The following is a 23,659-nucleotide window of genomic DNA, read 5'->3' as shown; positions in this document are numbered from 1 at the left end:
GCCATCGGCTTCCCAGCCTGTTCCGCGTGGTCATCATGGACAAGGGGCGGTTACCGAATCGTAAACTGCATCCATTCTTCTGCATGCAAATATCCCGCGGGGGTCCGGGGGCGCGAAGCCCCCGGTGGCCGCGGGACCAAGGAGGACACATGACCGAGGCCTATATCTATGACGCCGCCCGCACGCCGCGCGGCAAGGGGCGCAGTGACGGCAGCCTGCACGAGGTCACCGCGCTGGCGCTGTCCGCGCGGCTGCTGAACGCCCTCAAGGACCGCAACGGGCTGGACGACCATGCGGTCGAGGACGTGATCTGGGGCAATGTCACGCAGGTCATGGAACAGGGCGGCTGCCTGGCCCGCTCGGCGGTGCTGGCATCCGATCTCGACCAGTCGATTCCGGGGCTGTCGATCAACCGCTTTTGCGCCAGCGGCATGGAGGCGGTGAACCTTGCCGCCAGCCAGGTCAGGGCCGGCGCGGGCGCTGCCTATATCGCCGGCGGGGTCGAGATGATGAGCCGCGTTCCCATGGGCAGCGACGGCGCCGCCATCGCTGCCGATCCCAGCCTGGCCATGAAAAGCCATTTCGTCCCGCAGGGCATCAGCGCCGACATCATCGCCACCGAATACGGCTTTACCCGCCAGCAGGCCGACGCGCTGGCCGCCGAATCGCAGCGCCGTGCCGCCGAGGCCTGGGCCGAGGGGCGCTTTGCCCGATCCATCGTCCCGGTGCTGGACCAGAACGGGCTGACGATCCTGGACCGCGACGAACACATGCGCCCCGGCACCACCGCCGAAAGCCTTGCCGCGCTCAAGCCCGCCTTCAAGGACATGGGCGAGGTGATGCCGGGCTTCGACAAGGTGGCGATGCTGAAATACCCGCATCTTGGCCATATCGAGCACATCCACCACGCCGGAAACTCGTCGGGGATCGTGGACGGGGCCGGGGCGGTGCTGATCGGCAGCCGCGAATGGGGCGAGGCGCGCGGCCTTGAACCGCGCGCCCGCATCCGCGCCACCGCCAAGATCGGCACCGATCCGACGATCATGCTGACCGGCCCGGTCCCGGTGACGGAAAAGATCCTGCGCGAAAGCGGCCTCGCGATCGGCGACATCGACCTGTTCGAGGTGAACGAGGCGTTCTCGGCCGTCGTGCTGCGCTTCATGCAGGCCTTCGATGTCTCGCCGCAGATCGTGAACGTCAATGGCGGCGCCATCGCCATGGGCCATCCGCTGGGCGCGACGGGCGCCATCATCATCGGCACGCTGCTGGACGAGCTCGAGCGGCAGGACAAGCAGATCGGCCTTGCCACGCTGTGCGTCGCATCGGGCATGGGCGCGGCGACGATCATCGAGAGGGTGTGATGCCGAAGCTCGATCCGAACGCCGCGCCGGTCAGGACCGGCTCGATCTATCCCGAGCCCTATGCCAGCCAGATGGCCGGGCGCTCGTCCCTGCGGCTGGGCGAGCTGGCGGGGCTGACGCAGTTCGGCGTCAACATCGTCACGCTGCAGCCCGGCGCCCCGGCCAGCCTGCGCCATTGGCATCTGAGCGAGGACGAGTTCGCCATGGTGCTCGAAGGCGATCTGGTCCTGGTCGAGAACGAGGGCGAAACCCCGATGCGCCCCGGCGATTGTGCCGCGTGGAAGGCGGGCGTGCCAAACGGGCATTGTTTCGTCAACCGCTCCGGCCGCCCGGCGCGCTTTCTGATCGTCGGCACGAAGGCGGCGCGCGAGGTTGCGACCTATGCCGACGTGGACATGGTTCTTCATACCGATGACGGCCAGCGCCGCCTGACTTACCGCGACGGGAGCGAATGGACAGGCCCCCGCGATCTTGACCCGAAGGAAGCAGCCCGATGACCGACTTCACCATGCAGAGGGACGCCGAGGGCGTCGCCACGATCACCTGGGATGTGCCGGGCAAGTCGATGAACGTGCTGTCGCTGGACGGCGCGGCCGAACTAGACGGGCTGCTGGACGACGCGCTGGCCGATCCGGCCGTCAAGGCCATCGTCATCACCAGCGGCAAGGCGGATTTCGCCGCCGGGATGGACCTGAACGTGCTGGCCCGGATGAAGGAGGGCGGCGCACAGGCGGTCCTTGACGGGGTGATGTCGCTGCACCGCCTGCTGCGCAAGATCGAACGCGCGGGGATGGACCCCAGGACGCTCAAGGGCGGCAAGCCGATCGCCGCCGCCCTGCCCGGCACGGCGCTGGGCATCGGGCTGGAGCTGCCGCTGGCCTGCCACCGCATCTTTGCGGCCGACAACCCCAAGGCCAGGATCGGCCTGCCCGAGATCATGGTCGGCATCTTTCCGGGCGCGGGCGGCACCACGCGCCTGGTGCGCAAGATGGGCGCGATGGCCGCCGCGCCCCTGCTGCTGGAAGGCAAGCTGAACGAGCCGGCCAAGGCCAAGGCAGCGGGGGTCATCGACGAGGTCGTGGCCGACCCCCTCGCCGCTGCGCGCGAATGGGTGCTGCAGGCGAGCGACGCCGATCTGGTGAAGCCATGGGATGCCAGGGGCTACAAGATGCCGGGCGGCGCGCCCTATCACCCGGCGGGCTTCATGACCTTCGTGGGCGCCAGCGCCATGGTCATGGGCAGGACGATGGGTGTCTATCCCGCCGCCCGTGCCCTGCTGTCGGCAGTCTATGAAGGCGCGCAGGTCGATTTCGACACGGCGCTGCGGATCGAGGCGCGCTGGTTCACGAATGTCCTGATGAATCCGTCCTCGGGCAACATGATCCGGTCGCTGTTCATCAGCAAGGAGGCGCTGGAGAAGGGCGCCAACCGCCCGGACGTGCCGGATGAAAAGGTCCGCAAGGTGGGCATCCTGGGCGCCGGGATGATGGGCGCGGGCATCGCCCATGTGTCGGCCCAGGCAGGCATCGAGGTGGTGCTGATCGATGCGACGCAAGAGGCGGCGGATCGGGGCAAGGCGCATTCGGCCGGGCTGCTGGACAAGGGCATCGCCCGCCGGAAGCTGACCGAGGAGAAGAAGGCCGAGGTTCTGGCCCGCATCCATGCCACCACCGATTATGCCGCGCTGGAGGGCTGCGACCTGATCGTCGAGGCGGTGTTCGAGGATCCCGGCGTCAAGGCCGAGGTGACGGCCAGGGCCGAGGCGGTGATCCCGGCAGAGGCGATCTTTGCCACCAACACCTCGACCCTGCCGATCAGCGATCTGGCACGGGCCAGCGCGCGGCCCGGACAGTTCATCGGCATCCACTTCTTCAGCCCCGTGGACAGGATGAACCTGGTCGAGATCATCCGCGGCAAGCAGACGGGCGAGCGGGCGGTGGCCAAGGCGCTGGATTTCGTGCGCCAGATCCGCAAGACGCCCATCGTCGTCAACGATGCCCGCTTCTTCTACGCCAACCGCTGCATCATCCCCTATATCAACGAAGGCATCCGCATGGTCGGCGAAGGGGTGAACCCGACGCTGATCGAGAATGCGGCCAAGATGATGGGCATGCCGCTTGGCCCGCTGCAGCTGGTGGATGAAACCTCGATCGACCTTGCGGTCAAGATCGCCAAGGCGACGCGCGCCGCGATGGGCGACGCCTATCCCGACACCGCGGTTGACGCGGTGATCTTCGGGCTGGCCGATCAGGGCCGCATGGGGCGCAAGGCCAAGGCGGGCTTTTACGACTATGACGAGGCCGGCAAGCGTGGGGCCCTGTGGTCCGGGATCGGCCAGCAATGGCCGCGCGCAGACGACCAGCCGGAACTGACCGAGGTTCAGCACCGGCTGATGTTCGTGCAGGCGCTCGAGGCGGTGCGCGCGCTGGAACAGGGCGTTCTGACCGACATCCGCGAAGGCGATGTCGGCGCGATCCTCGGCTGGGGCTTTGCGCCCTGGACGGGGGGGCCTTTCGGCTGGCTGGACATGCTGGGCGCCGAACAGGCGGTGCGGATCGCCGAGGGGCTGGCCGCGCGCCATGGCGAGCGTTTTGCCCCGCCCGCGCTGCTGCGCCAGATGGCGGATCGGGGGGACAGCTTCTATGGCCGCTTCGGCGGCGCGCAGAAGGCGGCCTGAGCAGCGCGCGGATCCGAAAGGGCGGAGGGCGGCGACGGGCCGGCCTTCGCCGCGCGGCAGGGGGGCGGACCTCGCCATGCCGCCGGGGAACGGGCGCCGCCGCGTCGTCCGGGGCGGGAACCCGTGGAGGGGGGCGACGGGCCGGCCTCTGCGTCACTGCCGGGGGTTGGGCGCCGCCGTGCCGCCTCAGGACGGGCGTCACCGCATCACCGGCGGCGGGGGGCCGCCGGCGCACTGGCTCAAGTCTGCGGGGCGGGGGCTGGGGCTGCGTTCTGACGGGCCGGCGGCCTGACAGGAACGCATGGCCCGGCCCGCGCCACAGGGACGGACCATCATGCGGCCCCTGCGCGCACCGGCCTGCCCGCGGGCGCGGCCCGCGCGCCGCCGGACGCACCTGCCTGCCCCCGGCGGCGCGATAAGACAGGCTGTCTGCGCCCTGCAATCCTGCCCCCTTGCCGCGGCAGGCCGCCTCAGTCCAGCCCCTCGGCGCGGAACAGCGCCATCACATCCGCCTCTGGCCGGGCGCCGACATGGCCGATCACCTCGGCCGCCGCGATGCAGCCCATCCGCCCCGCCACCGCCAGCGGCCGCCCGGTGACAAGGCCATGGATCAGCCCGGCGGCGAACTGATCGCCCGCGCCCGTGGCATCGACCGGGGTGATGCGCCGCACCGGCACCACCGCCCGTTCCGTCCCCCGGATCAGGATCGCGTCCTCGCCCGACCGGGTGCAGATCACCGTCCCGCACAGGGCAGAGGCGCGTTGCAGCGCCTCTGCCAGGTCCTCGGTCTGGAACAGCGACTGCCATTCATGTTCGTTGCCGATCACGTAATCCATCGGCCCTGACAGCAGGCGCCGGAAATCGCCGCGGTGGCGATCGACGCAGAAGGGATCGGACAGCGCGATGCCCGCCTGCCCCCCCGCCGCGTGACAGGCCTGCGCCGCCTTGAGAAAGGCGGCCTTGCCCTGATCCTTGTCGAACAGATATCCTTCGAGGAACAGCCAGGTGCCGCCTGAAAACAGCGACGGGTCCACCTCCGCCGGGCCAAGCTCGGCCGAGATGCCCAGATAGGTGTTCATCGACCGTTCGCCATCGGGCGTGACATGGATGATCGAGCGCGAGGTCGGCAGGCTGCCCCCCGGCACCGGCGGGTTCACAAAGTCTGTCCCGTCCGCCGCCATGCCCTGTGCATAGCTGCGGCCCAGATCGTCGTCGGCCACCCGGCCGATGAAGGCGGTGGTCAGGCCCAGCCGCCCCAGCCCGGCCAGCGTGTTGGCCACCGATCCGCCGGGCACGAGGCGCGGCCCCTGCCCCGATGCCCCGGCCGCCGCGGTCAGCGCATCCGAGCGTTCGCGGTCGATCAGCTGCATGATCCCCTTGCGCACGCCAAGCCGTTCAAGCGCGTCATCCGTGACGCTGGCGATCACGTCCATGATCGCATTGCCGATGCCGATCACCTGATGGGCCATGCTGTTCCTTTCTCGCGCGGCGCATCATGGCGCCCTGCGGGTTAATTTCCGGTTGATCGCCGGGGGGCAAGCCCTTCACGGGTCCACGGTCTTGGGCTCATGGGGGCAAAGCTCGCGGATCGGGCAGATCGGACAGCGCGGCCGGCGCGCTTGGCAGATGTGGCGGCCATGCAGGATCAGCCAGTTATGCGCCTCCTGCTGGAAAGCGGCGGGGACATTGTCCTCGATGGCGCGCTCGACCTCGGCCTCGTCACGGCCGGGCGCGATGCGCGTCCGGTTGCCGACGCGAAAGATGTGGGTGTCCACTGCCTGGGCGGGGATGCGCCAGACATTGTTCAGCACCACATTCGCCGTCTTGCGCCCCACCCCCGGCAAGGTCATCAGCGCCGCGCGCGAGGATGGCACCGCCCCCCCGAACACATCGATCAGCCGCTGCGACAGCGCCAGCACGTTCCTGGCCTTCTGCCGGTAAAGGCCGATGCTGCGGATATGGGCGGTGATCCCCTCTAGCCCCAGCGCGACCATCGCCGCGGGCGTGGGCGCCGCCGCGAACAGCGCCGGGGTAGCCTTGTTCACGCTGGCATCGGTCGCCTGCGCCGACAGCGCCACCGCCACCAGCAGCGTGAAGGCGTCGCGATACTGCAGTTCCGTCGCGGGATGGGGATTGGCCTCGCGCAGGCGCGAAAAGACGGCAAGCTGCGCGTCAAAGGGCAATGGGGGCGGCAGCCGGGCGGGGCGCCTTGCGGGGCCCTTGGCGGGCAGCGGCCGTGCGGGATCAAGCGGGGCTGGCATGACAGGGTGATGCCGCGCATCGGGCCGCGTCGCAAGCCCGCCAAGGCGATCCCGCGTTTGTGACGAATCGTGCCCCGAGGAGAGGGGCACGCGGGGGAACCGCCCCGTGCCGCTGCCGTTGGTCAGGCAGTGCGGCAGCACCGCCCCAAGGGCGGCGCTGGATTTCGCCATGACAAAAGGAAAGGGACAGTTCCATGAAACGATCCGCCTCACTCGCCGCAGCCCTGGCCGGTATCGCCACGCTCGGCGCCTGCGTCAGCCCGACCGGAGAGCCGGTGCAGCTCAGCCGTGCGCAGCAGGGCGTCATCGGCGGCGCGGCCATCGGCGCGCTGTATGGCGCAACCCGCGACAGCGACGGGCGCGCCAAGGGGCGCGATGCGATCAAGGGCGCGATCGTGGGGGGCGCAGCCGGCGGGCTGATCGGATCGGCGCTGGATGCGCAGGCGCGGGCATTGCAATCGCAGATGACCACGCCCGGCGTGCAGGTCGTCAACACCGGACAGACGCTGAACGTGACGCTGCCCGAAGGTGTCCTGTTCGCCACCGACAGCGCCACCGTATCCGGCCCGGCCCAGAACGACCTTTACGCGCTGGCGCGGAACCTGCAGCAATATCCCGACTCGACCGTCCAGGTGACCGGATACACCGATTCGACCGGCCGGGCCGAATACAACCTCGATCTGTCGCAGCGCAGGGCCCGTTCCGTGGCGGCGATCCTCACGGCAGGCGGCGTCGCGGCCAACCGCGTGGCGACGCTGGGCCGGGGCGAAGCCGAACCCGTCGCATCGAACGATACGCTCGCGGGCCGGGCGCAGAACCGCCGGGTCGAGATCGTGATCCGCCCCAACCGCTAGGCAGGAACGACAAAGCCCCCGGACAGACCGGGGGCCTTTTCATGACGGGCCAGGGCTCGTCAGTTCAGATGGCGGGCAACATCGTCGATGGCGCGGTCGATGCCGGCACTACGCTCCTGCGGGCCAAGCTGCCGGGCCAGCACCTCGGACGCGGCGGCAATGGCCACCTGCACCGCACGGTCGCGGACCACGCGAACAGCCTCGCTCTCGGCCGATGCGATCTGGTCCTGCGCGGCGGCAAGCCGCCGTTCGATGGATTTTTCCAGGTCAAGCTTGGCCTTGTCGGCCTGGGCCATAGCCTCCTTGCGGGCATTTGCCACGATCTCGTCTGCCTGCGTGCGCACCTCGCGCTGGCGGCGTTCATAGCTGGCATAGATGTCCTGCGCCTCGTCGCGCAGGCGGCGCGCCTCGGCCACATCGGCCTTGATGCCCTCGGCGCGCTTGTCCAGCAGCTTGCCGACCGCCGCCGGGACGCGGAAATACAGCAGGATGCCGACGAACAGCAGGAATGCCAGCGTCACGACAAAATCGGTGTTCCGCAGCGAGAAGAACGGACCCGAAGCGGCCAGCGCGGGGGTTGCCCCCAGCATGGCCAGGGCGGCGATCAGACGGGCGATCATTGCACGGCTCCCTTCAGGCGGGCATCGACAGCAGCGTCGATGGCGGCGGCGTCAGGCGTGGCGCCGAAGGCGCGAACCAGCTCGGCCGCGACATCCTGCGCGACGGTACGCGCGTCGGTGACGGCAGATTCGCGAATCTCGCCGATGCGGCGCTCGGATTCGACCGAGCGGGCGGAAATCTCGGCGTCAGCCCGGGCCATCGCGGCTTTCAGGTCGGCGTCGATCTCGGCCTTCTGGGACGCGACGATCTTGTTCGCCTCGGCGCGGGCATCCGCAAGCGCCTTGTCATAGGCCGACTCGGCGTCACGCGCCTTGCGCTTGAAATCCTCGGCGGCGGCCAGATCGGCGGTCATCAGCCCCTGACGATCGCCCAGGATGCGCCCGATCCGCGGGATCGCGACGCGCGACAGGATCAGATAGATCAGCGCCAGCGCGACCAGCAGCCAGAAGATCTGGTTGCCGAAGGTGGAGAAATCGAGCTGCGGCATCCCTGCCGAGGCGGCAGCGTCGTGCCCGCCCGCGCCGACGGCATGAACGGCATCGGTGCCGGGCGCGCTGTGGGCGGCGACGGCGGCGTGGCCATCGGCGGTGGTCATCACCTCGGCCGGGGCGACGGGCGCATGGCCAACGCCGCTCTGCGCAACGGGCGCGGCGTGCTCGGCGCCTGCGGCATGCGGCACGATCATGGAATCAGTGGCATGGGTCTGGGCCGCGGCGCTGTGGCCGGCGTCAGCTCCATGCGGGGCGGCAGGCGTGACGGTCACGGCCGGGGCGCTGACCGGCGCGGGCGCAGATACGGCGGGGGCCGGCGCCACGTTGACGGCCGCGGGGGCCGCATTCGATACAGTCGCCGCCGAAGCCGCGGGCGCGGCGTCGGTGATCGGAACGGTGATCGTCCGGGTAGTCGTTTCGACCGCGGCTGGGGCGGTCTGCTGCAAAAGGCTGAACATGTCCTATCCCTGGCCGAGCGGTTGGCAATCGGGAGGGGGAAGCCCCCTCCCAAAAGCAAGGAGTCGTGCCGGGATCAGGCTGCGAACAGCAGCAGCAGGGCGACCAGGAACGAGAAGATGCCGAGGGCTTCGGCGAAGGCCATGCCGATGAACAGCGTGGCGGTCTGCGACGCGGCGGCCGAAGGGTTGCGCAGCGCGCCCGACAGGTAGTTGCCGGCGACGTTGCCGACGGCCATGGCCGCACCGGCCATGCCGAAGCAGGCGAGGCCCGCGCCGATGTATTTGCCCAGTTCGGCGTAGTTGGCGACGTTTTCCATGGTCTTGCTCCTTGGGGTTGGAAACGTGATGAGGCTGACGGGCCTTAGTGGGCCGGGTGCAGCGCGTCCTTGAGGTACACGCAGGTCAGGATGGTAAAGACATAGGCCTGGATCACCGCGACCAGCAGCTCTAGTCCGTACATCGCGGCGATGGCGATGATCGACACGGGGGCGATGGCGGCGACTGCGGCAAAGGCGGCGAACACCTTCAGCACGGCGTGGCCGGCCATGATGTTGCCCGCCAGTCGGATGCTGTGGGTCAGCGGGCGCACGAAATACGAGATGAGCTCGATCACGGCCAGGATCGGGCGCATGGCCAGCGGCGCGGATTTTACCCAGAAAAGGCCCAGGAATTCGGTCCCGTTCTTGACAAAACCCAGAACGGTGACGCCCACGAACACGCACACGGCCAGCACCGCCGTCACCGCGATATGCGACGTCGTCGAGAACGACTTGGGCAGCAGGCCCAGCAGGTTCGCGAACAGGATGAAGCAGAACAGCGTGAAGACATAGGGGAAATATTTCAGCCCGTCCTTGCCGGTCACGTCCTCGACCATCTTGTGGATCATGCCATAGGTCAGCTCGGCCACCGACTGCACGCGCGAGGGGATCAGCGCACGCCCCGAGGTGCCGGCGACGAACAGAACCCATACGACCGCCACCGCCAGCATCAGCCACAGCGTCACATTGGTGGGCGTGTACCAGTGGATCGGGCCGTCGCCGAACAGCGGCCTGACGATGAACTGGTCCATCGGGTGAAACACCAGGCCCGTGCCTTCGCCATGCGCTTCAGTTGCCACGCTCAGTCCCTTTCGTCCTCGTCCGGCCCGTCGTCCGGCCCCTGCCTGCCCGCATCCGCCGCCGGCGGGGCCTTGCCCATCTCGGCCGCGGTTCTCAGCATTGTCCGCACCCCTGCGGCAAAGCCGAGGAAGATGAAGATGACCAGCATGATGGGCGTGGTGCCCAACAGCCGGTCCAGCCCGTAACCGACGCCAAAGCCGATCGCGAGCCCCGCCACCAGTTCCACGACCATCCGCCATGCCTGGTTGGCGTTGTAGAACTTGTCGGCGCCGGGGGTTGCGGGACGCCTGTCGCGGGCCATCGTGACCAGCCGCGATTCAAGCGCCTGCAAGCGTTCCGCGTCGCGGCTCCTCTGGGCATCGTCGCCCCGGTGATCCGCCATCGACCCGCCCCCTGCAAGTTGCGGTGCTGATAGGCAAGGGTCAGGCCCGAGTCAACCGGCACGCCTGACAGGGCAAGTCATTGAAAAACATGGATCGGCAAGGATGGTTGCAGGCCGGCCGCCGCCAAGGCATCATTCAACCGCACCGTTGAATGTCAGTCGATGTCCGTTTCCCCCGATCTCGATGCGATCTTTGCCGCGCTGGCCGACCCCACGCGGCGGGCGATCCTGTCGATGCTGCTTGAAGATGACATGGCGGTGACCGATGTCGCGGCCCCATTCGGCATCAGCCTCGCGGCGATCTCGCGCCATTTGGCGACGCTGGCGGCCGCGGGGCTGATCCGGCAGGAACGCCGCGGGCGGATCATCTGGTGCAAGCTTGACCCTGCGGGGATGCGCCCGGCGGCTGTCTGGATGTGCGGCCTCGGCCAGTTCGATCCGCTCGACCTTGACGCCTTCGAGCGTTTCCTTGCCCTTGAACTCGACGGCGCGGCAGACGCGCCCTGAGTGGGGCCGCGCCAGGCCCGATATGCTTGCACCCGGAACAGCGAAGCTGCGCCGGGTGCAATGGAGAGGGAAGAGACAGGCGGAACCGCCCGCCCGGCGCGCCGCCTTCAGGCGGCTGTATCGTAGCTGAGATCGACAGCCTTCACGCCGGTCTGCTGGTCGTAATAGTCGAACATCTGGCCAAGCGCCGCCATCGCGTTGCAGTCGGCGCGGCGGGGCGCAGGAGGGGTGACGGTCGGCTGGCGGCTGGTGTCGGGGGTGCGAGTCATTTCGGGTTTTCCAAATCGTGCTGGTTGCGTCACTTCTCCCCGACGCAGCACTTAATGGCTCTTGCAGGAATGGCCAGTGACCTGACGCCGCGTCAAGACGCAGCATCTGTCACCGGCCTCTCCGTGCCCCCCTCAGACCAGGCGATCAACCATCAGGTGCTTGATCTCGGCGATCGCCTTGGCCGGGTTCAGCCCCTTGGGGCAGGTGTTGGTGCAGTTCATGATCGTGTGGCAGCGATAGACCTTGAAGGGGTCTTCAAGCTCGTCCAGCCGCTCGCCCGTGGCCTCGTCGCGGGAATCGGTGATCCAGCGATAGGCGTGCAGCAAAGCCGCCGGCCCCATGAACCTGTCGGCATTCCACCAGTAGGAGGGGCAGGATGTCGAACAGGCCGCGCACAGGATGCATTCGTAAAGCCCGTCCAGCTTCTTGCGATCCTCGATCGACTGGCGCCATTCCTTGCCGGGCGCGGGCGTTTCCGTGATCAGGTAAGGGTGCACGGCTGCATGCTGGGCATAGAAATGCGTCAGGTCCGGGATCAGATCCTTGACCACCGGCATATGCGGCAGCGGATAGATGTTCACGTCGCCCTTCACCTCGTTGATGCCGTAGATGCAGGCGAGATGGTTGCCCCCGTCGATGTTCATCGTGCAGGATCCGCAGATGCCTTCGCGGCAGGACCGGCGGAAGGTCAGCGTCGGGTCGATCTCGTTCTTGATCTTGATCAGCGCGTCCAGCACCATCGGCCCGCATTTGTCCAGGTCGATCCAGTAGGTGTCGAGCCGCGGATTCTCGCCGGTCTCGGGATCCCAGCGATAGATGTTGAACCGCCGCAGGTTGGTCGCGCCCTCGGGCCGGGGCCATGTCTTGCCCACCCGGATGCGGCTGTTCTTGGGAAGGGTCAGCTGGACCATGGCTCAGGCTCCTCTGGCTCGACCGGCAGCAGCGGCGCCGGTCCTGGCGTATTTCTCGTATGGCACATCGACATGCCCCATGGGCGCGTCAATCAGTTCGCGCAGCCCGGCGACGACGGCCAGCCCGGGCGACTGGCGTTCGGCGGCGAACAGCGCCGGATCGCGCTGATCGCGGGCGATCCTGTCCTTCAGCCAGCCCGACTGGCGCGGCAAGGCCCAGGCAAGCCGGCCGCGGCGCAAGCCATGCAGGGCAAAGCCCACATCGCCATGGCCGATATAGTTGAGCATGAAGCCCATGGGCGGGATGGCATCCCCCCGCGCCAGCGCCGTGCCGGTCCCCAGCATGCGCACGCCGCGCGCCTTGGTCAGGCGGCCGTTGAACGGCAGCATTTCCCACCCCTGCGGCTGATCGTCCCCGCCCTCATGGTGCACAAAGCCCAGATAGCCGAAGACATTGCCGTCCCAGCCGATCCGCGAGGCCTCGGCGATCGAGCGTTCGACATAGTCGGGCGGATAGCCGATGTCATCTTCGAGCAGGAACACGATGTCATCGGGGGCAGGCGGGGAAAAGAACTTGCCGGTATCCTTGGTGTCCAGGTCGGTGGTGATCGCCTCGATGGCGGGGTGATCGGCCAGGTCGGCAGGCGCCTCGGCATAGCCGTTGAACAGGATCACCAGCCGGTCCACCTGCGGCAGCAGGGCCTGAACCACCTCGCGCAGCATCGGCTCGCGCGCGGGAAAGGTGGCAAGCTGCGCGCGGATCATGCCGGCGGGCGCATCTGCGGGACGGGGCTGCATCATCACCTCCTCCAGCCGGGCTGCCGCGGCAGGGGTTGCGTCGGCGCCCGCCCAGATCGCTGCCGCACGCAGCGGTCAAAAACCTCGGACGGGTCGCGCCCCATGATATAATCGGCCGAAACCGACATTTCCAGCCGGCCTGCCGGCCGCAGCCCATGGCCGTCCGAGCCGAGCCCCAGAGCGATCTCGCCCTGCGGAGCGGTGGCGGCGTGCGCATCGGCAAGGCAGCTGCGCTCGGCCTGATCGACGGGGACCGGCCCGCAGCCGGACAGCCCCGCCCCCAGGCACAGCGCGGCCGCCAGGGGCGCGCGCCCTCTCATCAGGCCAGGTTGGCGCGGGCGATGCACTGCGAGGTCGCGGGCCGCTTGACGATCGCCGCGACCGCGCCGGCTGCCGCGGGCTTGCCCTGCTGCGCCGAGATGTCGGCCAGTTCGGCCTGCGAGGCGTTCGAGATCACGCAGTCGGTGACAGGGCCGACATTGCGGCCCGGCAGGCGGCGCGCCATCTCGGCGTTGACGACGGTGCGCGCCGTCGCGGTATCGGGCACCTGGACGGTGGCCTTGGGCGTCACCACGACCGCCGCGCCCGGCGTGGGCGGGGTCACGACGATGGGTGCCCTGCCCGGTGCCGGGGTCACGGTGGTCATCGGCGACATGGTGCAGCCGGCCACGGCCGCAGCGGCGGCAAAAGCCGCAATCAGATGGAGACGCATCAGTAAACCCTTGCTTTAGGTGCGATCTTCTTGGGGTCGATCCCGCCATCCTCGAACCGGGTCAAGGGTTCGAGGTGAACGGGCCGATAGGCCAGCCTGACATCATTTCCATCGACCCAGGCAAGGGAATGTTTGCGCCAGTTGGCGTCATCGCGCTCGGGATGATCCTCATGCGCATGGGCGCCGCGCGATTCCTTGCGGGCCTCGGCCGCGACGATGGTCGCCAGGGCATTGGGCATCAGGTTGGTCAGCTCCAGCGTCTCCATCAGGTCGCTGTTCCAGATCAGGCTGCGGTCGGTGACGCGCAGATCGTCCAGCTGGGCGGCGATGGCGCGCATCTTGTCCACGCCCTCGGCCAGCGTCGCGTCGGTGCGGAACACGGCCGCGTCCGCCTGCATGGTGCGCTGCATCCGGTCGCGCAGTTCCGCCGTCGAGGTGCCCCCCTTGGCGTGGCGCAGCGCGTCGAAGCGGTCCAGCGCGCGGTCGATCTCGGCCCGGTTGGTGGGCGGGATCGCCGCATTGCGGTCGATCACCTCGGCCGCGCGATGCGCCGCGGCCCGGCCGAACACCACCAGGTCGATCAGCGAGTTCGACCCCAGCCGGTTCGCCCCATGGACGGATGCGCAGCCCGCCTCGCCCACCGCCATCAGACCGGGGAAGATGCGGTCGGGATCGCCCTGTTCGGGGGCCAGCACCTCGCCCCAATAGTTCGTCGGGATGCCGCCCATGTTGTAATGGACCGTCGGCAGCACCGGGATCGGCTCGCGCGTGACATCGACGCCGGCAAAGATCTTGGCCGATTCGCTGATCCCCGGCAGGCGCTCATGCAGCGTTTCGGGCGGCAGATGCATGAGGTTCAGGAAAATGTGGTCCTTGTGTTCGCCCACGCCCCTGCCCTCGCGGATCTCCAGCGTCATGCAGCGCGAGACCACGTCGCGGCTGGCCAGATCCTTGTAGGTCGGGGCATAGCGTTCCATGAACCGCTCGCCCTCGGCATTGGTCAGATAGCCGCCCTCGCCCCGCGCGCCCTCGGTGATGAGGCAGCCCGAGCCGTAGATGCCGGTCGGGTGGAACTGGACGAACTCCATGTCCTGCAGCGGCAGGCCGGCGCGCGCCACCATCCCGCCGCCGTCGCCGGTGCAGGTATGGGCGCTGGTCGCGCTGAAATAGGCGCGGCCATAGCCGCCCGTGGCCAGCACCACCATCTTGGCGTTGAAGACATGGATCGTGCCGTCATCCAGCTTCCAGCAGACGACGCCGGTGCAGCGCCCGTCAGTGATGACCAGATCGAGCGCGAAATACTCGATGAAGAACTCGGCCTTTTCCTTGAGGCTCTGCCCATACAGCGTGTGCAGGATCGCGTGCCCTGTTCGGTCGGCCGCGGCGCAGGTGCGCTGCACGGGGGGGCCTTCGCCGAACTCGGTCGTGTGGCCGCCGAAGGGGCGCTGATAGATCTTGCCTTCCTCGGTGCGGCTGAAGGGCACGCCGTAATGCTCGAGCTCATAGACGGCGGCCGGGGCGCTGCGGGCGAGGTATTCCATCGCATCCGTGTCGCCCAGCCAGTCCGAACCCTTCACCGTGTCGTAAAGGTGCCATTGCCAGTTGTCCGGCCCCATGTTCGACAGCGAGGCGGCGATGCCGCCCTGCGCCGCGACGGTGTGCGAACGGGTAGGAAACACCTTGGTCACGCAGGCGGTGCGGAACCCCTGCTCGGCCATGCCGAGCGTGGCGCGCAGGCCCGCGCCGCCCGCGCCGACGACGACCACGTCGTAATCATGCGTCTGATACTGATAGGCGGACATGTCCGGCGCCCCCTTACTGAACGACAACGGCGGTGACGGGCGCCAACACCGGCGCCACCGCGGGCGAAAGCGCCATGCGCACCAGCGCATAGACGGCGGCGGCGATCACGGCCCAGCCCAGCAGCTGCGCCGCGATGACGGCGACCTTGCGTTCGGTGTGGCCCAGATAGTCGTCGATCATGATCTGGGTGCCGTTGATATAGTGCAGCAGCCCCACGATCAGGAACAGCGCCGTCACGATGGCCGGATAGGGGCGCGAGAAATAGGCCACGACGCCTTCATGCGGCAGGCCGATGGCATTCGCGATCACGAAGATGAAGGCCGGCGTCAGGATCATCAGGGCGACCGAGCTGACGGTCATCGACCAGTGATGCGCCGTGGCCGAGCCGGGACCGGCGGCGCCGAGGCCCTTGGCGGCCTTGCGGGGGGTCAGGTAACGCATGGCGGATTCCCCTCAGAACACGAACAGCAGCAGCGTCAGCAGCGTCAGCACCACCGAGGCGATGATGATGAACCAGCTTGCCCCCTTGGCCTCGTTGATTTCCAGCAATTGGCGGGCGTCATAGAACAGGTGGCGGATGCCGGCGAGGAAGTGATACCACAGCGACCACATCGACCCCAGCAGCACCAGCGCGCCCAGCCAGGACCGCAGCACCCAGTCGGCGGTCGCAAAAGCCCGCGGGCCTGTCGCCGCGGCGACCAGCCACCACACGACCAGCAGCAGCCCCGCCATCATCGCCTGCCCCGTGATCCGCGTCATGATCGAGGTGATCGCGGGCATCGGAAGGCGATAGACGCTCAGATGCGGGGAAAGCGGGCGATTGCCCCGAGGGATGTCACCCATTGGCGCTCCTTTTCAGAAGGCGGCGCGACCGGGGCGGATGCCTGGCGCGCGGCTGGCTAGTGTTGACGCTTGTCTAGCTGTCCTGTGGCATGAGTCACCCGTCGATGCCAGTCCCCCGCGGCAGAAGGACCGATTTCCCCCGCCCCGTGATCACGCCGCTGCCATGCGTGATCACGCTATAGCGGCACCAGCGCCCAGTAGTCGAGGTCGAGCAGCACATGGGGCGCATGCTTGCCCCCCTCGGCCCGCAGGGTCAGATCGCCGGCGGCGCCCTTGTGGGCGACCAGCCGCAGGCGCAGCGCGCCCACGCCGGGGCTGGCAGTCTCGCATTTGTCCAGCACCTCGCTCCATGCCCGGACGGTATCGCCGGCAAAGCAGGGATTGGCATGCGCCCCCCCGTTCAGGGCCACGATCATCTGCGCATTCGCCAGCCCGTTGAAGGACAGCGCCCGCGCCAGGCTGATGACATGCCCGCCATAGATCAGCCGCCGCCCGTCCTCGCGGAAGGTGGCGTCGAAATGCACCTTGGCCGTGTTCTGCCACAGCCGGGTGGCCAGCATGTGCTCGGCTTCCTCGATGGTCACGGCATCGACATGGTCGATGACCTCGCCGATCGCATAATCGCCCCAGCGATGCGGCTCGCCCGCCAAGGCGAAATCATAGCCGGCAAAGCTCAGCCCCTGCGGGACGACCAGCGCATCGGCCGCCACGGCGGGGGCAAGCTGGGGCACCACCGGGTCGGGCGCGGGCGCGCCCGGATCGCGCTTGCGCACCATCACCCAGCGCACATATTCCAGCACCGGCTCGTCCGACTGGTTCAGCCCGGTGGTGCGGACCCAGACCACCCCCGATGTGCCGTTCGAGTTCTCGCGCAAACCGATCACCCGCGATTCGGCCCGCAGCGTGTCGCCCGGCCAGACCGGGCGCAGCCAGCGTCCCTCGGCATAGCCCAGATTGGCGACGGCGTTCAGGCTGATGTCAGGAACCGACTTGCCGAAGACCACATGAAAGGCCAGCAGATCGTCCAGCGGACTGCCCGCCAGCCCGCAGTCGGCGGCAAAGGCATCCGAGGAATAAAGCGCCCCGCGCGCCGGATAGAGGGCGTGATACAGCGCCCGCTCGCCCGCCGTGACGGTGCGCGGCACGGCATGGCGGATCACCGCGCCGATGCGGTAATCCTCGAAGAAGCGGCCGGGATTGGTCTTGCTCATTGCTCGCCCAGCTTCATGTCGGGCGCATAGGGCGCCTCGATCTGCTTGGTGACGGCCTGCCCGCAGCGCATGACCCCGCGCACCGGATCGAAGGTCATGGTGGGCGCGCCATGCAGCGACCAGCCCTGTGACAGCGCCAGGCTGATCTTGTGGCAGAAGGCGCTGGTGTCATCCTCGGTCAGCAGGCGATAGATCATGCTCATGCGGCAGCCTCCGGCGCCAGGGGGTTGGAACAACGGCCCGGCCGCCGGCGCGCGCGGCCCGTGGCATGGGAAAACGCCCCGCGCCCATGGCTAGCCATGGGCCGGCTGCCCCGAGGCCGCGCCGATCGCATCGGCCAAGGCCAGCATGCGGCGCGCCGTCTCGACATGCAGGTTCTCGACGATGCGGCCATCGACGACGGCGACGGCCCTGCCTTCGGCGATGGCGGCATCAAAGGCCTCGATCTGGCGGCGGGCCAGGTCGATCTCGGCCTGCGACGGGGCAAAGACGGCATTGGCGGTGCCAAGCTGCGCGGGGTGGATCAGCGTCTTGCCGTCAAAGCCCATGTCGCGGCCCTGCTGGCATTCCGCGCGCAGGCCGTCCTCGTCCATATAGGCGTTGAACACGCCGTCCACGATCACCCGCCCATGCGCCCGCGCCGCCAGCAGGCACAGCCCCAGCCCTGCCTGCATGGGCAGGCGGTCGGGGCGGGCGCGGCTGCCCAGTTCCTTGGCCAGATCGTTCGTGCCCATCACCATCCCCTCAAGCCGGGGATGGGCGGCGATGGCGGCGGCGTTCAGCATGCCCGCGGCGGTTTCCATCATCGCCCATAGCGGTCCGTCGGGCACCAGGGCCGCGGCCGCGTCCAGATCGGCGGGGCTGGAAACCTTGGGCACCAGGATCGCATCGGCCGCGCCGGCCAAGGCGGCCGCATCCGCATGCCCCCATTCGGTATCCAGCCCGTTGATGCGCACGATCCGCGCGCGCGTGCCGTAATCCTGCGCCAGCGCCGCCCGCAGCGTCTCGCGCGCGCCCGCCTTTTCGGCGGGCGCGACCGCATCCTCGAGATCGAAGATGATCGCGTCGGCCGCCAGCCCCCGCGCCTTTTCCAGCGCCCGCGCATTCGAGGCGGGAATGTAAAGAACCGAACGATAGGGACGTGTCATGAGCGGCCTTGCCTTGGTGAACGGAACCCTGCGGCCGCAAGCCTGGGCGTTTTGCGCCCGGCCGGCAAGCCCCCGTCGAGGGCGCCGTTTTTTGCGCCGTGCTGCAACCGGCCCAGCCCTCTGCGCGTCTTGTGCGTGGACGGGCGCAATGCTGTGACCCGGAATTCGAAAGGACAGGAAATGGCTACCGAACAAAAGGGTCTTCAGGATCTGCTCAAGCACGGGCTCAAGGACATCTACTATGCCGAGGGCAAGATCCAGAAGTCGCTGCCCAAGATGATCGAGGCGGCCCAGGACGACGAGCTCAAGAGCGGCCTTGAAAAGCACCTCGAGGAGACGGCCGAGCAGATCAGCAAGCTGGAGCAGGTGTTCGAGCTGCTGGGCGAGAAGGCCAAGGGCGAGAAATGCGATGCCATCGAGGGCATCCTGAAGGAAGGCGATTCGCTGCTGTCCGACTTCGGCGGCACCGCGGCGGGCGATGCGGCGATCATCTTTTCCTGCCAAGCGGTCGAGCATTACGAGATCACCCGCTATGGCAGCCTGCGGACCTATGCCGAACTGCTGGGCCATGACGAGGTCGCCTCGCTGCTGGACGAGATCCTCGACCAGGAGGAAGCCGCCGACGACCTGCTGACCGAAGTCGCCGAAGAGCGTGTCAACCCGATGGCCGCCGAGGGCGACAGCAGCGAGGACGACGACAGCGAAGACGAGGAAGCCTGATCCCCTTGCCGCGGCAGGCTTTTCCGCCGCGGCTCCGGGCTGGCCGGGCGCGTTGCCCCTGACGAGATAACGCCGCGGCCCGCCCTTGCGGTGCCGCGGCCGGTCCTGCGCCGCCCCTGATCGGGGCGGCGTTCTTTCATATCGGCCGGGCACCTGCGCCCTGTGCCTGCCGCCGGCCGTTCCCCCCGCCGGCGCGGCGCATGGGTTGCGCCATGATCGGGGGGCGCCCTGCCCTTGGCAGCGGCCCAGCGCAGGGATGGCATCTGCGCGGCGCGCGGGCCGGCGCCGGCGTTCTTGCCCCCGCTCTGCCTTGCGCGGTGGGGGGCAAGGGGCTATCGCGGCGGCGATCAATCAGCCAACGGAGGTTCCCATGGCCCGTCCCAAGATCGCTCTCATCGGTGCCGGCCAGATCGGCGGCACGCTTGCCCATCTTGCCGCGATCAAGGAACTGGGCGATGTCGTCCTGTTCGACATCGCCGAAGGCACGCCCCAGGGCAAGGCGCTGGACATTGCCGAATCCGGCCCGTCCGAGGGCTTTGACGGCTCGTTCAAGGGCACCAACGACTATGCCGACATCGCCGGCGCCGATGTCTGCATCGTCACTGCCGGGGTGCCGCGCAAACCGGGGATGAGCCGGGACGACCTGCTGGGCATCAATCTCAAGGTCATGAAGTCGGTGGGCGAGGGCATCAAGGCCCATGCCCCCAACGCCTTCGTCATCTGCATCACCAACCCGCTCGACGCGATGGTCTGGGCGCTGCGCGAGTTCAGCGGCCTGCCCCATGAAAAGGTCGTCGGCATGGCGGGCGTGCTCGATTCGGCGCGCTTCCGCCATTTCCTCGCGCTCGAATTCGGGGTTTCGATGCGCGATGTGACCGCCTTCGTGCTGGGCGGGCATGGCGATACCATGGTGCCGCTGGTGCGTTATTCGACGGTGGGCGGCATTCCGCTGCCCGACCTGGTCAAGATGGGCTGGACCACGCAGGACAGGCTGGACCAGATCGTCCAGCGCACCCGCGACGGCGGGGCCGAGATCGTCGGCCTGCTCAAGACCGGCTCGGCCTTCTATGCGCCGGCGACCAGCGCCATCGAGATGGCGGAAGCCTATCTCAAGGATCAAAAGCGCGTCCTGCCCTGCGCGGCCTGGGTCAAGGGCGCCTATGGGCTGGACGGGATGTATGTCGGCGTGCCGACCGTGATCGGCGCAAAGGGCATCGAGAAGGTCATCGACATCGCGCTGGACGACGCCGAGCAGGCGATGATGCAGAAGTCGGTGGATGCGGTGAAGGGCCTCGTCGAGGCCTGCAAGGGCATCGACAGCACCCTGGCCTGATCGCGGCCAAACTGCGCGGCGGGCACTCGCCTGCCGCGCATCGGCTTGGCCTGCAAAGCCAGCAGCGGCCAGGACATCATGGGCCGGCCCTGCCCGCAGCGGCGGCGCTGTTCATCGGTGATGCGGTGATGCGGTGATGCGGTGATGCGGTGATGCGGTGATGCGGTGCGGAACAACCGCGGCGCTGTGCGCAAGGCCATGAGGCGTTTCTGCTTCGCCCGCCGCTGCCTATCACTGCAACGGCATCCCGCGCAGAGCCCGTGGCAAGTCATCATCTCGACGATCTCATCCTCGCTCAGGCTGTGTCAGCCGATCCCCGGATGGGAGCGAGGTGGGTAAGGGGACGGCCCTTGCGCCAAGGCCGGCGCATCGACGCGCGATCCGGTCCCTTGGAGGGCAGAGCAGGCCCGGCAGAACCGCACCTCGGACAGTCAGCCGCTTGGCCCCGGATGCGGGATCCGTGCCGCCCAAGGGTCAGTTTCTCAGAAGAATCAGCGCCGCATTATAATTAGACTGGGCGCCGGTCACGGCATCGGCACGGATAAGGAACCGGCTGATCAGCTTTTCGACATTCGCCCCATCCGCGAAAACCGAGGGAGAGTCGGAGCCGAGCAGCTTTCTGGTGCGCAGGGCCATCTCCTCCACCTGACGGTCGATCGGCAGTTTCCCAAAGCTTGTTCCCAACCCCAAGGCCCCCTGCACGACCTTGAGAAGGGGCGTGCTGCCAAGAATGCTGTACCAGCGCGTCTTGTCCGACGCCGACGAACTGCCCAGCGCCGCAAGCTCGCGCTTGGCATTCATGGCAAGGCGCAGATTCCCGTCCTGCGTCCCGACCCTGCTTTCCAGTTCGGCCTCGACATGGCGGCGGGTGACCATGTCCGCCAGATCGGCGGCACGGGTTCCGTTCTTTCCGAAACCGAAGGCCTCGGCAAAGGCGCGGTACCGCTTGTCGCCCAGGCGATTGGCCAGGCTGGATGAATCATTCAGATCGGATTCAAGCACCTTGCGAAGGAAGGCGCGGTTATTCTGGTCCGCCTCAAGCCCGAACGCACTCAGCGCGGTGCGCAGCAGGCGATAATCCGAAATGAGGTCGTCTGCTGTCTCGACCCCGTTGATTTCCTGTCGGAAATGATCGTTGTCGCGCATGATCACGGGATCGCGCGCCACCATCGCCGTCTGCATGCCGCTGGTTCGCGACAAAAGCTTCCAGCCGGCATAACCCCCCTGGCCGATGATCGGTTGAAAGCTCATGCGAGCTGCGCGAACAGGCGCGCTTCTCTGGGCAGAAGGCTGCGCAGCCGGCGCAGGGCCTGATAGATGTTTCCCGACGCGACATCAGCGGTGGCGCCGTCCAGGGCGATGCGGCTGTCGCGGTCGTCGAACACCTGAGACAACTGCTCGATGCCCTTCATCAGGTCGCGCCTGCCCCTTTCAGGCTCGGCATCCCCCGACAAGACCAGTTGCGCGGCATAGCACAGCCGGGACACGGGCGTGCCCACATCATCGGGATGAATGGCATCCCTCAGCCTCAGGATTCTGGCATTAGGTGTCTTGATCGAGATCCTGGACCGGCGATCGCCATTCTCGATAACAGCCCCGTTGATCAGCACGCGCTCGCCCGGTGCGAGCTTGAGGATCAGTCCGCTCATGGTATTGTTCCTTGATCTGGTCGCCCCATGCCCGCCCCGCCAACAGGGCGCATGCCAGGATTAGGTTACGGGTTGGTCGAAAAGCCCGCGCGCAACGGCCCGGTTGATTTCGATCAGGGCGTCGGCAGGACGGCGGCCGGCAAGAACATGCGCCGTCTCCCGCTCGACAAACATCGCCAGCGACAGCAGTTGCGCCCGCAGCCCGGCCGGCAGCCCGTTTTCCGGGCTGGCCAGATCCTCGGCTGCGATCTGCCAGAATTTCCGGTTCTCATGGGCGGCGGCAACAAGCGCCGGAAAACCCGCCGCGCCCACCTCGCCCGCCCTGATCATGCGGGCGGCAAGATTGGACAGGATCGCAGCCTCGGCACGCCGGGGATCGGCCTCGACGGATGTGGTGGCGGCATAGCCGCGCGGCGCGAAAGCGTTCACGAAAGCTCCTGCAGGAAAGAATGTTGCTCAAGTCTCGGCGGGTATCCGGGGCCCCTGAAGGGCCCCGGACCTGCTTCATCAGCCGCGGAACAGCGACAGAAGCTGCTGGGGCGCCGAGTTCGCGATCGACAGCGACTGCGTGCCCAGCTGCTGCTGGACCTGCAGGGCCTGCAGACGCGCGGACACTTCCTCCATGTTGGCATCGACAAGCGAGCCGACACCCGATTGGAGCGAGTCGGCCAGATCGCCCATGAAGTTGCGCTGGATCTCGATCCTGGACTGCGCGGTACCGAACGCAGAGGCGGCATCCACCGCGACCTTGATCAGCGAGTCCATCTTCTTGAGGGCGACGGATGCGCCGGAGTCGTTGGCGCTGTCCCCATCCATGTCCACGCCGCTGTCCGCCTTGGTGACGTCCAGATAGTCGAGATAGGCCAGGCTGGTATCGTCCTTGAAGGCCGCGTCCGCATCGGCCTTCAGCGGATCACCGTTCTTGTCCTTGGTGGACAGGTTGAAGGTCGTCACGTCGATGGTGCTGGCCGAAACTTTCCCGTCCGCAGCCCGGTCAAGCGACGAGGTGACCTTCATCGGGGTGGCTTCGGTGCCGTTGATCAGGTTCTTGCCGTTGAACTGGGCAGCGCCCACCACCGACTTGATCTGGTCCTTCAGCGCGGTGATCTGGGTCTGATACTTGGCCCGATCCTCTTCCGACGTGCCCGCGACCTGCGCCGCGATGACGTTGGTCTTGATCTTGCCGAGCAGGTCAGTCACCGATTCCGCGGCCGAGCGGGCCACGGCGACGGTCGACTGGCCGATCGACAGGGTCTTGTCGATTGCCTTGAACGACGCGACATCGGCCTCCATCGTCTTGGCGACAGCCCAGACAGCGGCGTTGTCCTTGGCCGTCGCCACCGACTTGCCGGTCGAGATCTCGTCCTGGGTCTTGGCCATGGACGAGTTGATGCCCTTCAGGGTCTGCAGCGCGACCATCGCGCCATTGTTGGTCAGAATGCTGGACATTGTGTCCTCCTGCAAAGAAGGGGCTGTTTTTACCCCTGATGAAAGAAAGGCCATTCTGACCGACGGGAAATCCCGGCACCGT

Annotated in this window: 29 protein-coding genes; 7 read left to right on the top strand and 22 right to left on the bottom strand. The window is 67.7% G+C overall.

Features of this window, described 5'->3' with window-relative positions:
• Nucleotides 1-149 precede the first annotated feature (149 nt).
• The 3 genes from B0A89_RS09670 to B0A89_RS09660 are packed head-to-tail and all read left to right on the top strand — an operon-like array spanning nt 150 to nt 4,038.
• Nucleotides 150-1,361, top strand: a complete 1,212-nt coding sequence (locus B0A89_RS09670; RefSeq protein ID WP_085377968.1) for an acetyl-CoA C-acetyltransferase — start codon at nt 150-152, stop codon at nt 1,359-1,361.
• On the top strand, nt 1,361-1,858 hold the full coding sequence (locus tag B0A89_RS09665) for a cupin domain-containing protein (protein ID WP_085377967.1): 498 nt from the start codon (nt 1,361-1,363) through the stop codon (nt 1,856-1,858). Before B0A89_RS09670 ends, B0A89_RS09665 begins: the two co-directional genes overlap by 1 nt.
• Entirely contained in the window at nt 1,855-4,038 is a 2,184-nt protein-coding gene (locus tag B0A89_RS09660) for a 3-hydroxyacyl-CoA dehydrogenase NAD-binding domain-containing protein (RefSeq protein ID WP_085377966.1), read from the top strand. Before B0A89_RS09665 ends, B0A89_RS09660 begins: the two co-directional genes overlap by 4 nt.
• Before the next feature lie 470 nt (nt 4,039-4,508).
• Here the strand turns inward: B0A89_RS09660 and B0A89_RS09655 are convergent, their stop codons facing one another.
• On the bottom strand, nt 4,509-5,507 hold the full coding sequence (locus B0A89_RS09655; RefSeq protein WP_085377965.1) for an adenosine kinase: 999 nt from the start codon (nt 5,505-5,507) through the stop codon (nt 4,509-4,511).
• A 75-nt stretch (nt 5,508-5,582) separates the two neighbouring features.
• A complete protein-coding gene (gene nth / locus B0A89_RS09650) occupies nt 5,583-6,233 on the bottom strand; it encodes an endonuclease III (RefSeq protein WP_420814438.1) in 651 nt (216 codons plus the stop codon).
• Between the two features lie 260 nt (nt 6,234-6,493).
• Here nth and B0A89_RS09645 point away from each other — a divergent pair, with 260 nt between their 5' ends.
• Nucleotides 6,494-7,153 (top strand): YiaD family glycine zipper/OmpA-like lipoprotein, encoded by a 660-nt coding sequence (locus B0A89_RS09645; RefSeq protein WP_085377964.1) that lies wholly within the window; start codon nt 6,494-6,496, stop codon nt 7,151-7,153.
• A 59-nt stretch (nt 7,154-7,212) separates the two neighbouring features.
• On the opposite strand, the gene B0A89_RS09640 is transcribed toward B0A89_RS09645, so the two are convergent.
• The 5 genes from B0A89_RS09640 to B0A89_RS09620 form a co-directional block, all read right to left on the bottom strand.
• On the bottom strand, nt 7,213-7,773 hold the full coding sequence (locus B0A89_RS09640) for a F0F1 ATP synthase subunit B (RefSeq protein ID WP_085377963.1): 561 nt from the start codon (nt 7,771-7,773) through the stop codon (nt 7,213-7,215).
• A complete protein-coding gene (locus tag B0A89_RS15460; protein WP_420814383.1) occupies nt 7,770-8,723 on the bottom strand; it encodes a F0F1 ATP synthase subunit B' in 954 nt (317 codons plus the stop codon). The genes B0A89_RS09640 and B0A89_RS15460 overlap by 4 nt, the downstream gene beginning before the upstream one ends.
• 74 nt (nt 8,724-8,797) lie before the next feature.
• Nucleotides 8,798-9,040 carry a F0F1 ATP synthase subunit C gene (locus B0A89_RS09630; protein WP_085377962.1) on the bottom strand — a complete coding sequence of 81 codons (243 nt, stop codon included), beginning with the start codon at nt 9,038-9,040 and terminating at the stop codon, nt 8,798-8,800.
• 44 nt (nt 9,041-9,084) lie between these two features.
• Nucleotides 9,085-9,840 carry a F0F1 ATP synthase subunit A gene (locus B0A89_RS09625; protein WP_085377961.1) on the bottom strand — a complete coding sequence of 252 codons (756 nt, stop codon included), beginning with the start codon at nt 9,838-9,840 and terminating at the stop codon, nt 9,085-9,087.
• A 2-nt stretch (nt 9,841-9,842) separates the two neighbouring features.
• Complete coding sequence (locus B0A89_RS09620) at nt 9,843-10,223, bottom strand: AtpZ/AtpI family protein (protein WP_085377960.1); 381 nt, start codon at nt 10,221-10,223, stop codon at nt 9,843-9,845.
• A 162-nt stretch (nt 10,224-10,385) separates the two neighbouring features.
• On the opposite strand from B0A89_RS09620, the gene B0A89_RS09615 reads away from it, so the two are divergent.
• Nucleotides 10,386-10,730 (top strand): ArsR/SmtB family transcription factor, encoded by a 345-nt coding sequence (locus B0A89_RS09615; protein ID WP_085377959.1) that lies wholly within the window; start codon nt 10,386-10,388, stop codon nt 10,728-10,730.
• 107 nt (nt 10,731-10,837) lie between these two features.
• Here the strand turns inward: B0A89_RS09615 and B0A89_RS14670 are convergent, their stop codons facing one another.
• The 11 genes from B0A89_RS14670 to B0A89_RS09565 form a co-directional block, all read right to left on the bottom strand.
• Entirely contained in the window at nt 10,838-10,999 is a 162-nt protein-coding gene (locus tag B0A89_RS14670) for a hypothetical protein (protein ID WP_157115308.1), read from the bottom strand.
• Nucleotides 11,000-11,131: 132 nt separating this feature from the next.
• Nucleotides 11,132-11,911: a succinate dehydrogenase iron-sulfur subunit gene (locus B0A89_RS09610; RefSeq protein ID WP_085377958.1), complete on the bottom strand. Its 780-nt coding sequence runs from the start codon at nt 11,909-11,911 to the stop codon at nt 11,132-11,134.
• A gap of 3 nt (nt 11,912-11,914) precedes the next feature.
• Complete coding sequence (locus B0A89_RS09605) at nt 11,915-12,712, bottom strand: hypothetical protein (protein ID WP_169712155.1); 798 nt, start codon at nt 12,710-12,712, stop codon at nt 11,915-11,917.
• A complete protein-coding gene (locus B0A89_RS09600) occupies nt 12,712-13,029 on the bottom strand; it encodes a hypothetical protein (RefSeq protein WP_085377956.1) in 318 nt (105 codons plus the stop codon). Before B0A89_RS09600 ends, B0A89_RS09605 begins: the two co-directional genes overlap by 1 nt.
• The gene (locus B0A89_RS09595) at nt 13,029-13,421 is read right to left on the bottom strand and encodes a hypothetical protein (RefSeq protein WP_085377955.1); all 393 of its coding nucleotides are present in this window, start codon (nt 13,419-13,421) and stop codon (nt 13,029-13,031) included. The genes B0A89_RS09600 and B0A89_RS09595 overlap by 1 nt, the downstream gene beginning before the upstream one ends.
• Nucleotides 13,421-15,223, bottom strand: a complete 1,803-nt coding sequence (gene sdhA / locus B0A89_RS09590) for a succinate dehydrogenase flavoprotein subunit (protein WP_085377954.1) — start codon at nt 15,221-15,223, stop codon at nt 13,421-13,423. The genes B0A89_RS09595 and sdhA overlap by 1 nt, the downstream gene beginning before the upstream one ends.
• 13 nt (nt 15,224-15,236) lie before the next feature.
• The gene (locus tag B0A89_RS09585) at nt 15,237-15,665 is read right to left on the bottom strand and encodes a succinate dehydrogenase, hydrophobic membrane anchor protein (protein ID WP_085377953.1); all 429 of its coding nucleotides are present in this window, start codon (nt 15,663-15,665) and stop codon (nt 15,237-15,239) included.
• A gap of 12 nt (nt 15,666-15,677) precedes the next feature.
• Complete coding sequence (gene sdhC, locus B0A89_RS09580) at nt 15,678-16,067, bottom strand: succinate dehydrogenase, cytochrome b556 subunit (protein WP_085377952.1); 390 nt, start codon at nt 16,065-16,067, stop codon at nt 15,678-15,680.
• 176 nt (nt 16,068-16,243) lie between these two features.
• On the bottom strand, nt 16,244-17,278 hold the full coding sequence (locus B0A89_RS09575) for a MaoC family dehydratase (RefSeq protein WP_085377951.1): 1,035 nt from the start codon (nt 17,276-17,278) through the stop codon (nt 16,244-16,246).
• Entirely contained in the window at nt 17,275-17,481 is a 207-nt protein-coding gene (locus B0A89_RS09570) for a DUF1737 domain-containing protein (RefSeq protein WP_085377950.1), read from the bottom strand. Before B0A89_RS09570 ends, B0A89_RS09575 begins: the two co-directional genes overlap by 4 nt.
• Nucleotides 17,482-17,571: 90 nt before the next feature.
• Nucleotides 17,572-18,426: an HpcH/HpaI aldolase/citrate lyase family protein gene (locus B0A89_RS09565; protein ID WP_085377949.1), complete on the bottom strand. Its 855-nt coding sequence runs from the start codon at nt 18,424-18,426 to the stop codon at nt 17,572-17,574.
• Nucleotides 18,427-18,606: 180 nt separating this feature from the next.
• Between B0A89_RS09565 and B0A89_RS09560 the strand changes: the two genes are divergently transcribed.
• Both B0A89_RS09560 and mdh read left to right on the top strand, forming a co-directional pair.
• Nucleotides 18,607-19,146, top strand: a complete 540-nt coding sequence (locus B0A89_RS09560) for a YciE/YciF ferroxidase family protein (RefSeq protein WP_085377948.1) — start codon at nt 18,607-18,609, stop codon at nt 19,144-19,146.
• Between the two features lie 370 nt (nt 19,147-19,516).
• The gene (gene mdh, locus B0A89_RS09555) at nt 19,517-20,479 is read left to right on the top strand and encodes a malate dehydrogenase (RefSeq protein ID WP_085377947.1); all 963 of its coding nucleotides are present in this window, start codon (nt 19,517-19,519) and stop codon (nt 20,477-20,479) included.
• 474 nt (nt 20,480-20,953) lie between these two features.
• On the opposite strand, the gene B0A89_RS09550 is transcribed toward mdh, so the two are convergent.
• The 4 genes from B0A89_RS09550 to B0A89_RS09535 form a co-directional block, all read right to left on the bottom strand.
• Nucleotides 20,954-21,730 (bottom strand): DUF1217 domain-containing protein, encoded by a 777-nt coding sequence (locus B0A89_RS09550; protein ID WP_085377946.1) that lies wholly within the window; start codon nt 21,728-21,730, stop codon nt 20,954-20,956.
• Nucleotides 21,727-22,128 (bottom strand): flagellar biosynthesis repressor FlbT, encoded by a 402-nt coding sequence (gene flbT, locus B0A89_RS09545; protein WP_085377945.1) that lies wholly within the window; start codon nt 22,126-22,128, stop codon nt 21,727-21,729. The genes B0A89_RS09550 and flbT overlap by 4 nt, the downstream gene beginning before the upstream one ends.
• Before the next feature lie 60 nt (nt 22,129-22,188).
• Complete coding sequence (gene flaF / locus B0A89_RS09540) at nt 22,189-22,557, bottom strand: flagellar biosynthesis regulator FlaF (RefSeq protein ID WP_085377944.1); 369 nt, start codon at nt 22,555-22,557, stop codon at nt 22,189-22,191.
• A gap of 78 nt (nt 22,558-22,635) precedes the next feature.
• Nucleotides 22,636-23,577 carry a flagellin N-terminal helical domain-containing protein gene (locus B0A89_RS09535; RefSeq protein WP_085377943.1) on the bottom strand — a complete coding sequence of 314 codons (942 nt, stop codon included), beginning with the start codon at nt 23,575-23,577 and terminating at the stop codon, nt 22,636-22,638.
• Between the last annotated feature and the right edge of the window lie 82 nt (nt 23,578-23,659).

It is taken from the genome of Paracoccus contaminans (assembly GCF_002105555.1).
GTDB lineage: Bacteria > Pseudomonadota > Alphaproteobacteria > Rhodobacterales > Rhodobacteraceae > Paracoccus > Paracoccus contaminans.
Note: the sequence above shows the minus strand (reverse complement) of the source record. Positions and strands in the feature narration are given on the sequence as shown.

Bases quoted from the DNA above. Each gene is read 5' to 3' on its own strand.
- B0A89_RS09670 (WP_085377968.1), top strand. From the start codon at position 150: ATGACCGAGGCCTATATCTATGACGCCGCCCGCACGCCGCGCGGCAAG.
- B0A89_RS09665 (WP_085377967.1), top strand. From the start codon at position 1,361: ATGCCGAAGCTCGATCCGAACGCCGCGCCGGTCAGGACCGGCTCGATC.
- B0A89_RS09660 (WP_085377966.1), top strand. From the start codon at position 1,855: ATGACCGACTTCACCATGCAGAGGGACGCCGAGGGCGTCGCCACGATC.
- B0A89_RS09655 (WP_085377965.1), bottom strand. From the start codon at position 5,507: ATGGCCCATCAGGTGATCGGCATCGGCAATGCGATCATGGACGTGATC.
- B0A89_RS09645 (WP_085377964.1), top strand. From the start codon at position 6,494: ATGAAACGATCCGCCTCACTCGCCGCAGCCCTGGCCGGTATCGCCACG.
- B0A89_RS09640 (WP_085377963.1), bottom strand. From the start codon at position 7,773: ATGATCGCCCGTCTGATCGCCGCCCTGGCCATGCTGGGGGCAACCCCC.
- B0A89_RS15460 (WP_420814383.1), bottom strand. From the start codon at position 8,723: ATGTTCAGCCTTTTGCAGCAGACCGCCCCAGCCGCGGTCGAAACGACT.
- B0A89_RS09630 (WP_085377962.1), bottom strand. From the start codon at position 9,040: ATGGAAAACGTCGCCAACTACGCCGAACTGGGCAAATACATCGGCGCG.
- B0A89_RS09620 (WP_085377960.1), bottom strand. From the start codon at position 10,223: ATGGCGGATCACCGGGGCGACGATGCCCAGAGGAGCCGCGACGCGGAA.
- B0A89_RS09615 (WP_085377959.1), top strand. From the start codon at position 10,386: ATGTCCGTTTCCCCCGATCTCGATGCGATCTTTGCCGCGCTGGCCGAC.
- B0A89_RS14670 (WP_157115308.1), bottom strand. From the start codon at position 10,999: ATGACTCGCACCCCCGACACCAGCCGCCAGCCGACCGTCACCCCTCCT.
- B0A89_RS09610 (WP_085377958.1), bottom strand. From the start codon at position 11,911: ATGGTCCAGCTGACCCTTCCCAAGAACAGCCGCATCCGGGTGGGCAAG.
- B0A89_RS09605 (WP_169712155.1), bottom strand. From the start codon at position 12,712: ATGATGCAGCCCCGTCCCGCAGATGCGCCCGCCGGCATGATCCGCGCG.
- B0A89_RS09600 (WP_085377956.1), bottom strand. From the start codon at position 13,029: ATGAGAGGGCGCGCGCCCCTGGCGGCCGCGCTGTGCCTGGGGGCGGGG.
- B0A89_RS09595 (WP_085377955.1), bottom strand. From the start codon at position 13,421: ATGCGTCTCCATCTGATTGCGGCTTTTGCCGCCGCTGCGGCCGTGGCC.
- sdhA (WP_085377954.1), bottom strand. From the start codon at position 15,223: ATGTCCGCCTATCAGTATCAGACGCATGATTACGACGTGGTCGTCGTC.
- B0A89_RS09585 (WP_085377953.1), bottom strand. From the start codon at position 15,665: ATGCGTTACCTGACCCCCCGCAAGGCCGCCAAGGGCCTCGGCGCCGCC.
- sdhC (WP_085377952.1), bottom strand. From the start codon at position 16,067: ATGGGTGACATCCCTCGGGGCAATCGCCCGCTTTCCCCGCATCTGAGC.
- B0A89_RS09575 (WP_085377951.1), bottom strand. From the start codon at position 17,278: ATGAGCAAGACCAATCCCGGCCGCTTCTTCGAGGATTACCGCATCGGC.
- B0A89_RS09570 (WP_085377950.1), bottom strand. From the start codon at position 17,481: ATGAGCATGATCTATCGCCTGCTGACCGAGGATGACACCAGCGCCTTC.
- B0A89_RS09565 (WP_085377949.1), bottom strand. From the start codon at position 18,426: ATGACACGTCCCTATCGTTCGGTTCTTTACATTCCCGCCTCGAATGCG.
- B0A89_RS09560 (WP_085377948.1), top strand. From the start codon at position 18,607: ATGGCTACCGAACAAAAGGGTCTTCAGGATCTGCTCAAGCACGGGCTC.
- mdh (WP_085377947.1), top strand. From the start codon at position 19,517: ATGGCCCGTCCCAAGATCGCTCTCATCGGTGCCGGCCAGATCGGCGGC.
- B0A89_RS09550 (WP_085377946.1), bottom strand. From the start codon at position 21,730: ATGAGCTTTCAACCGATCATCGGCCAGGGGGGTTATGCCGGCTGGAAG.
- flbT (WP_085377945.1), bottom strand. From the start codon at position 22,128: ATGAGCGGACTGATCCTCAAGCTCGCACCGGGCGAGCGCGTGCTGATC.
- B0A89_RS09535 (WP_085377943.1), bottom strand. From the start codon at position 23,577: ATGTCCAGCATTCTGACCAACAATGGCGCGATGGTCGCGCTGCAGACC.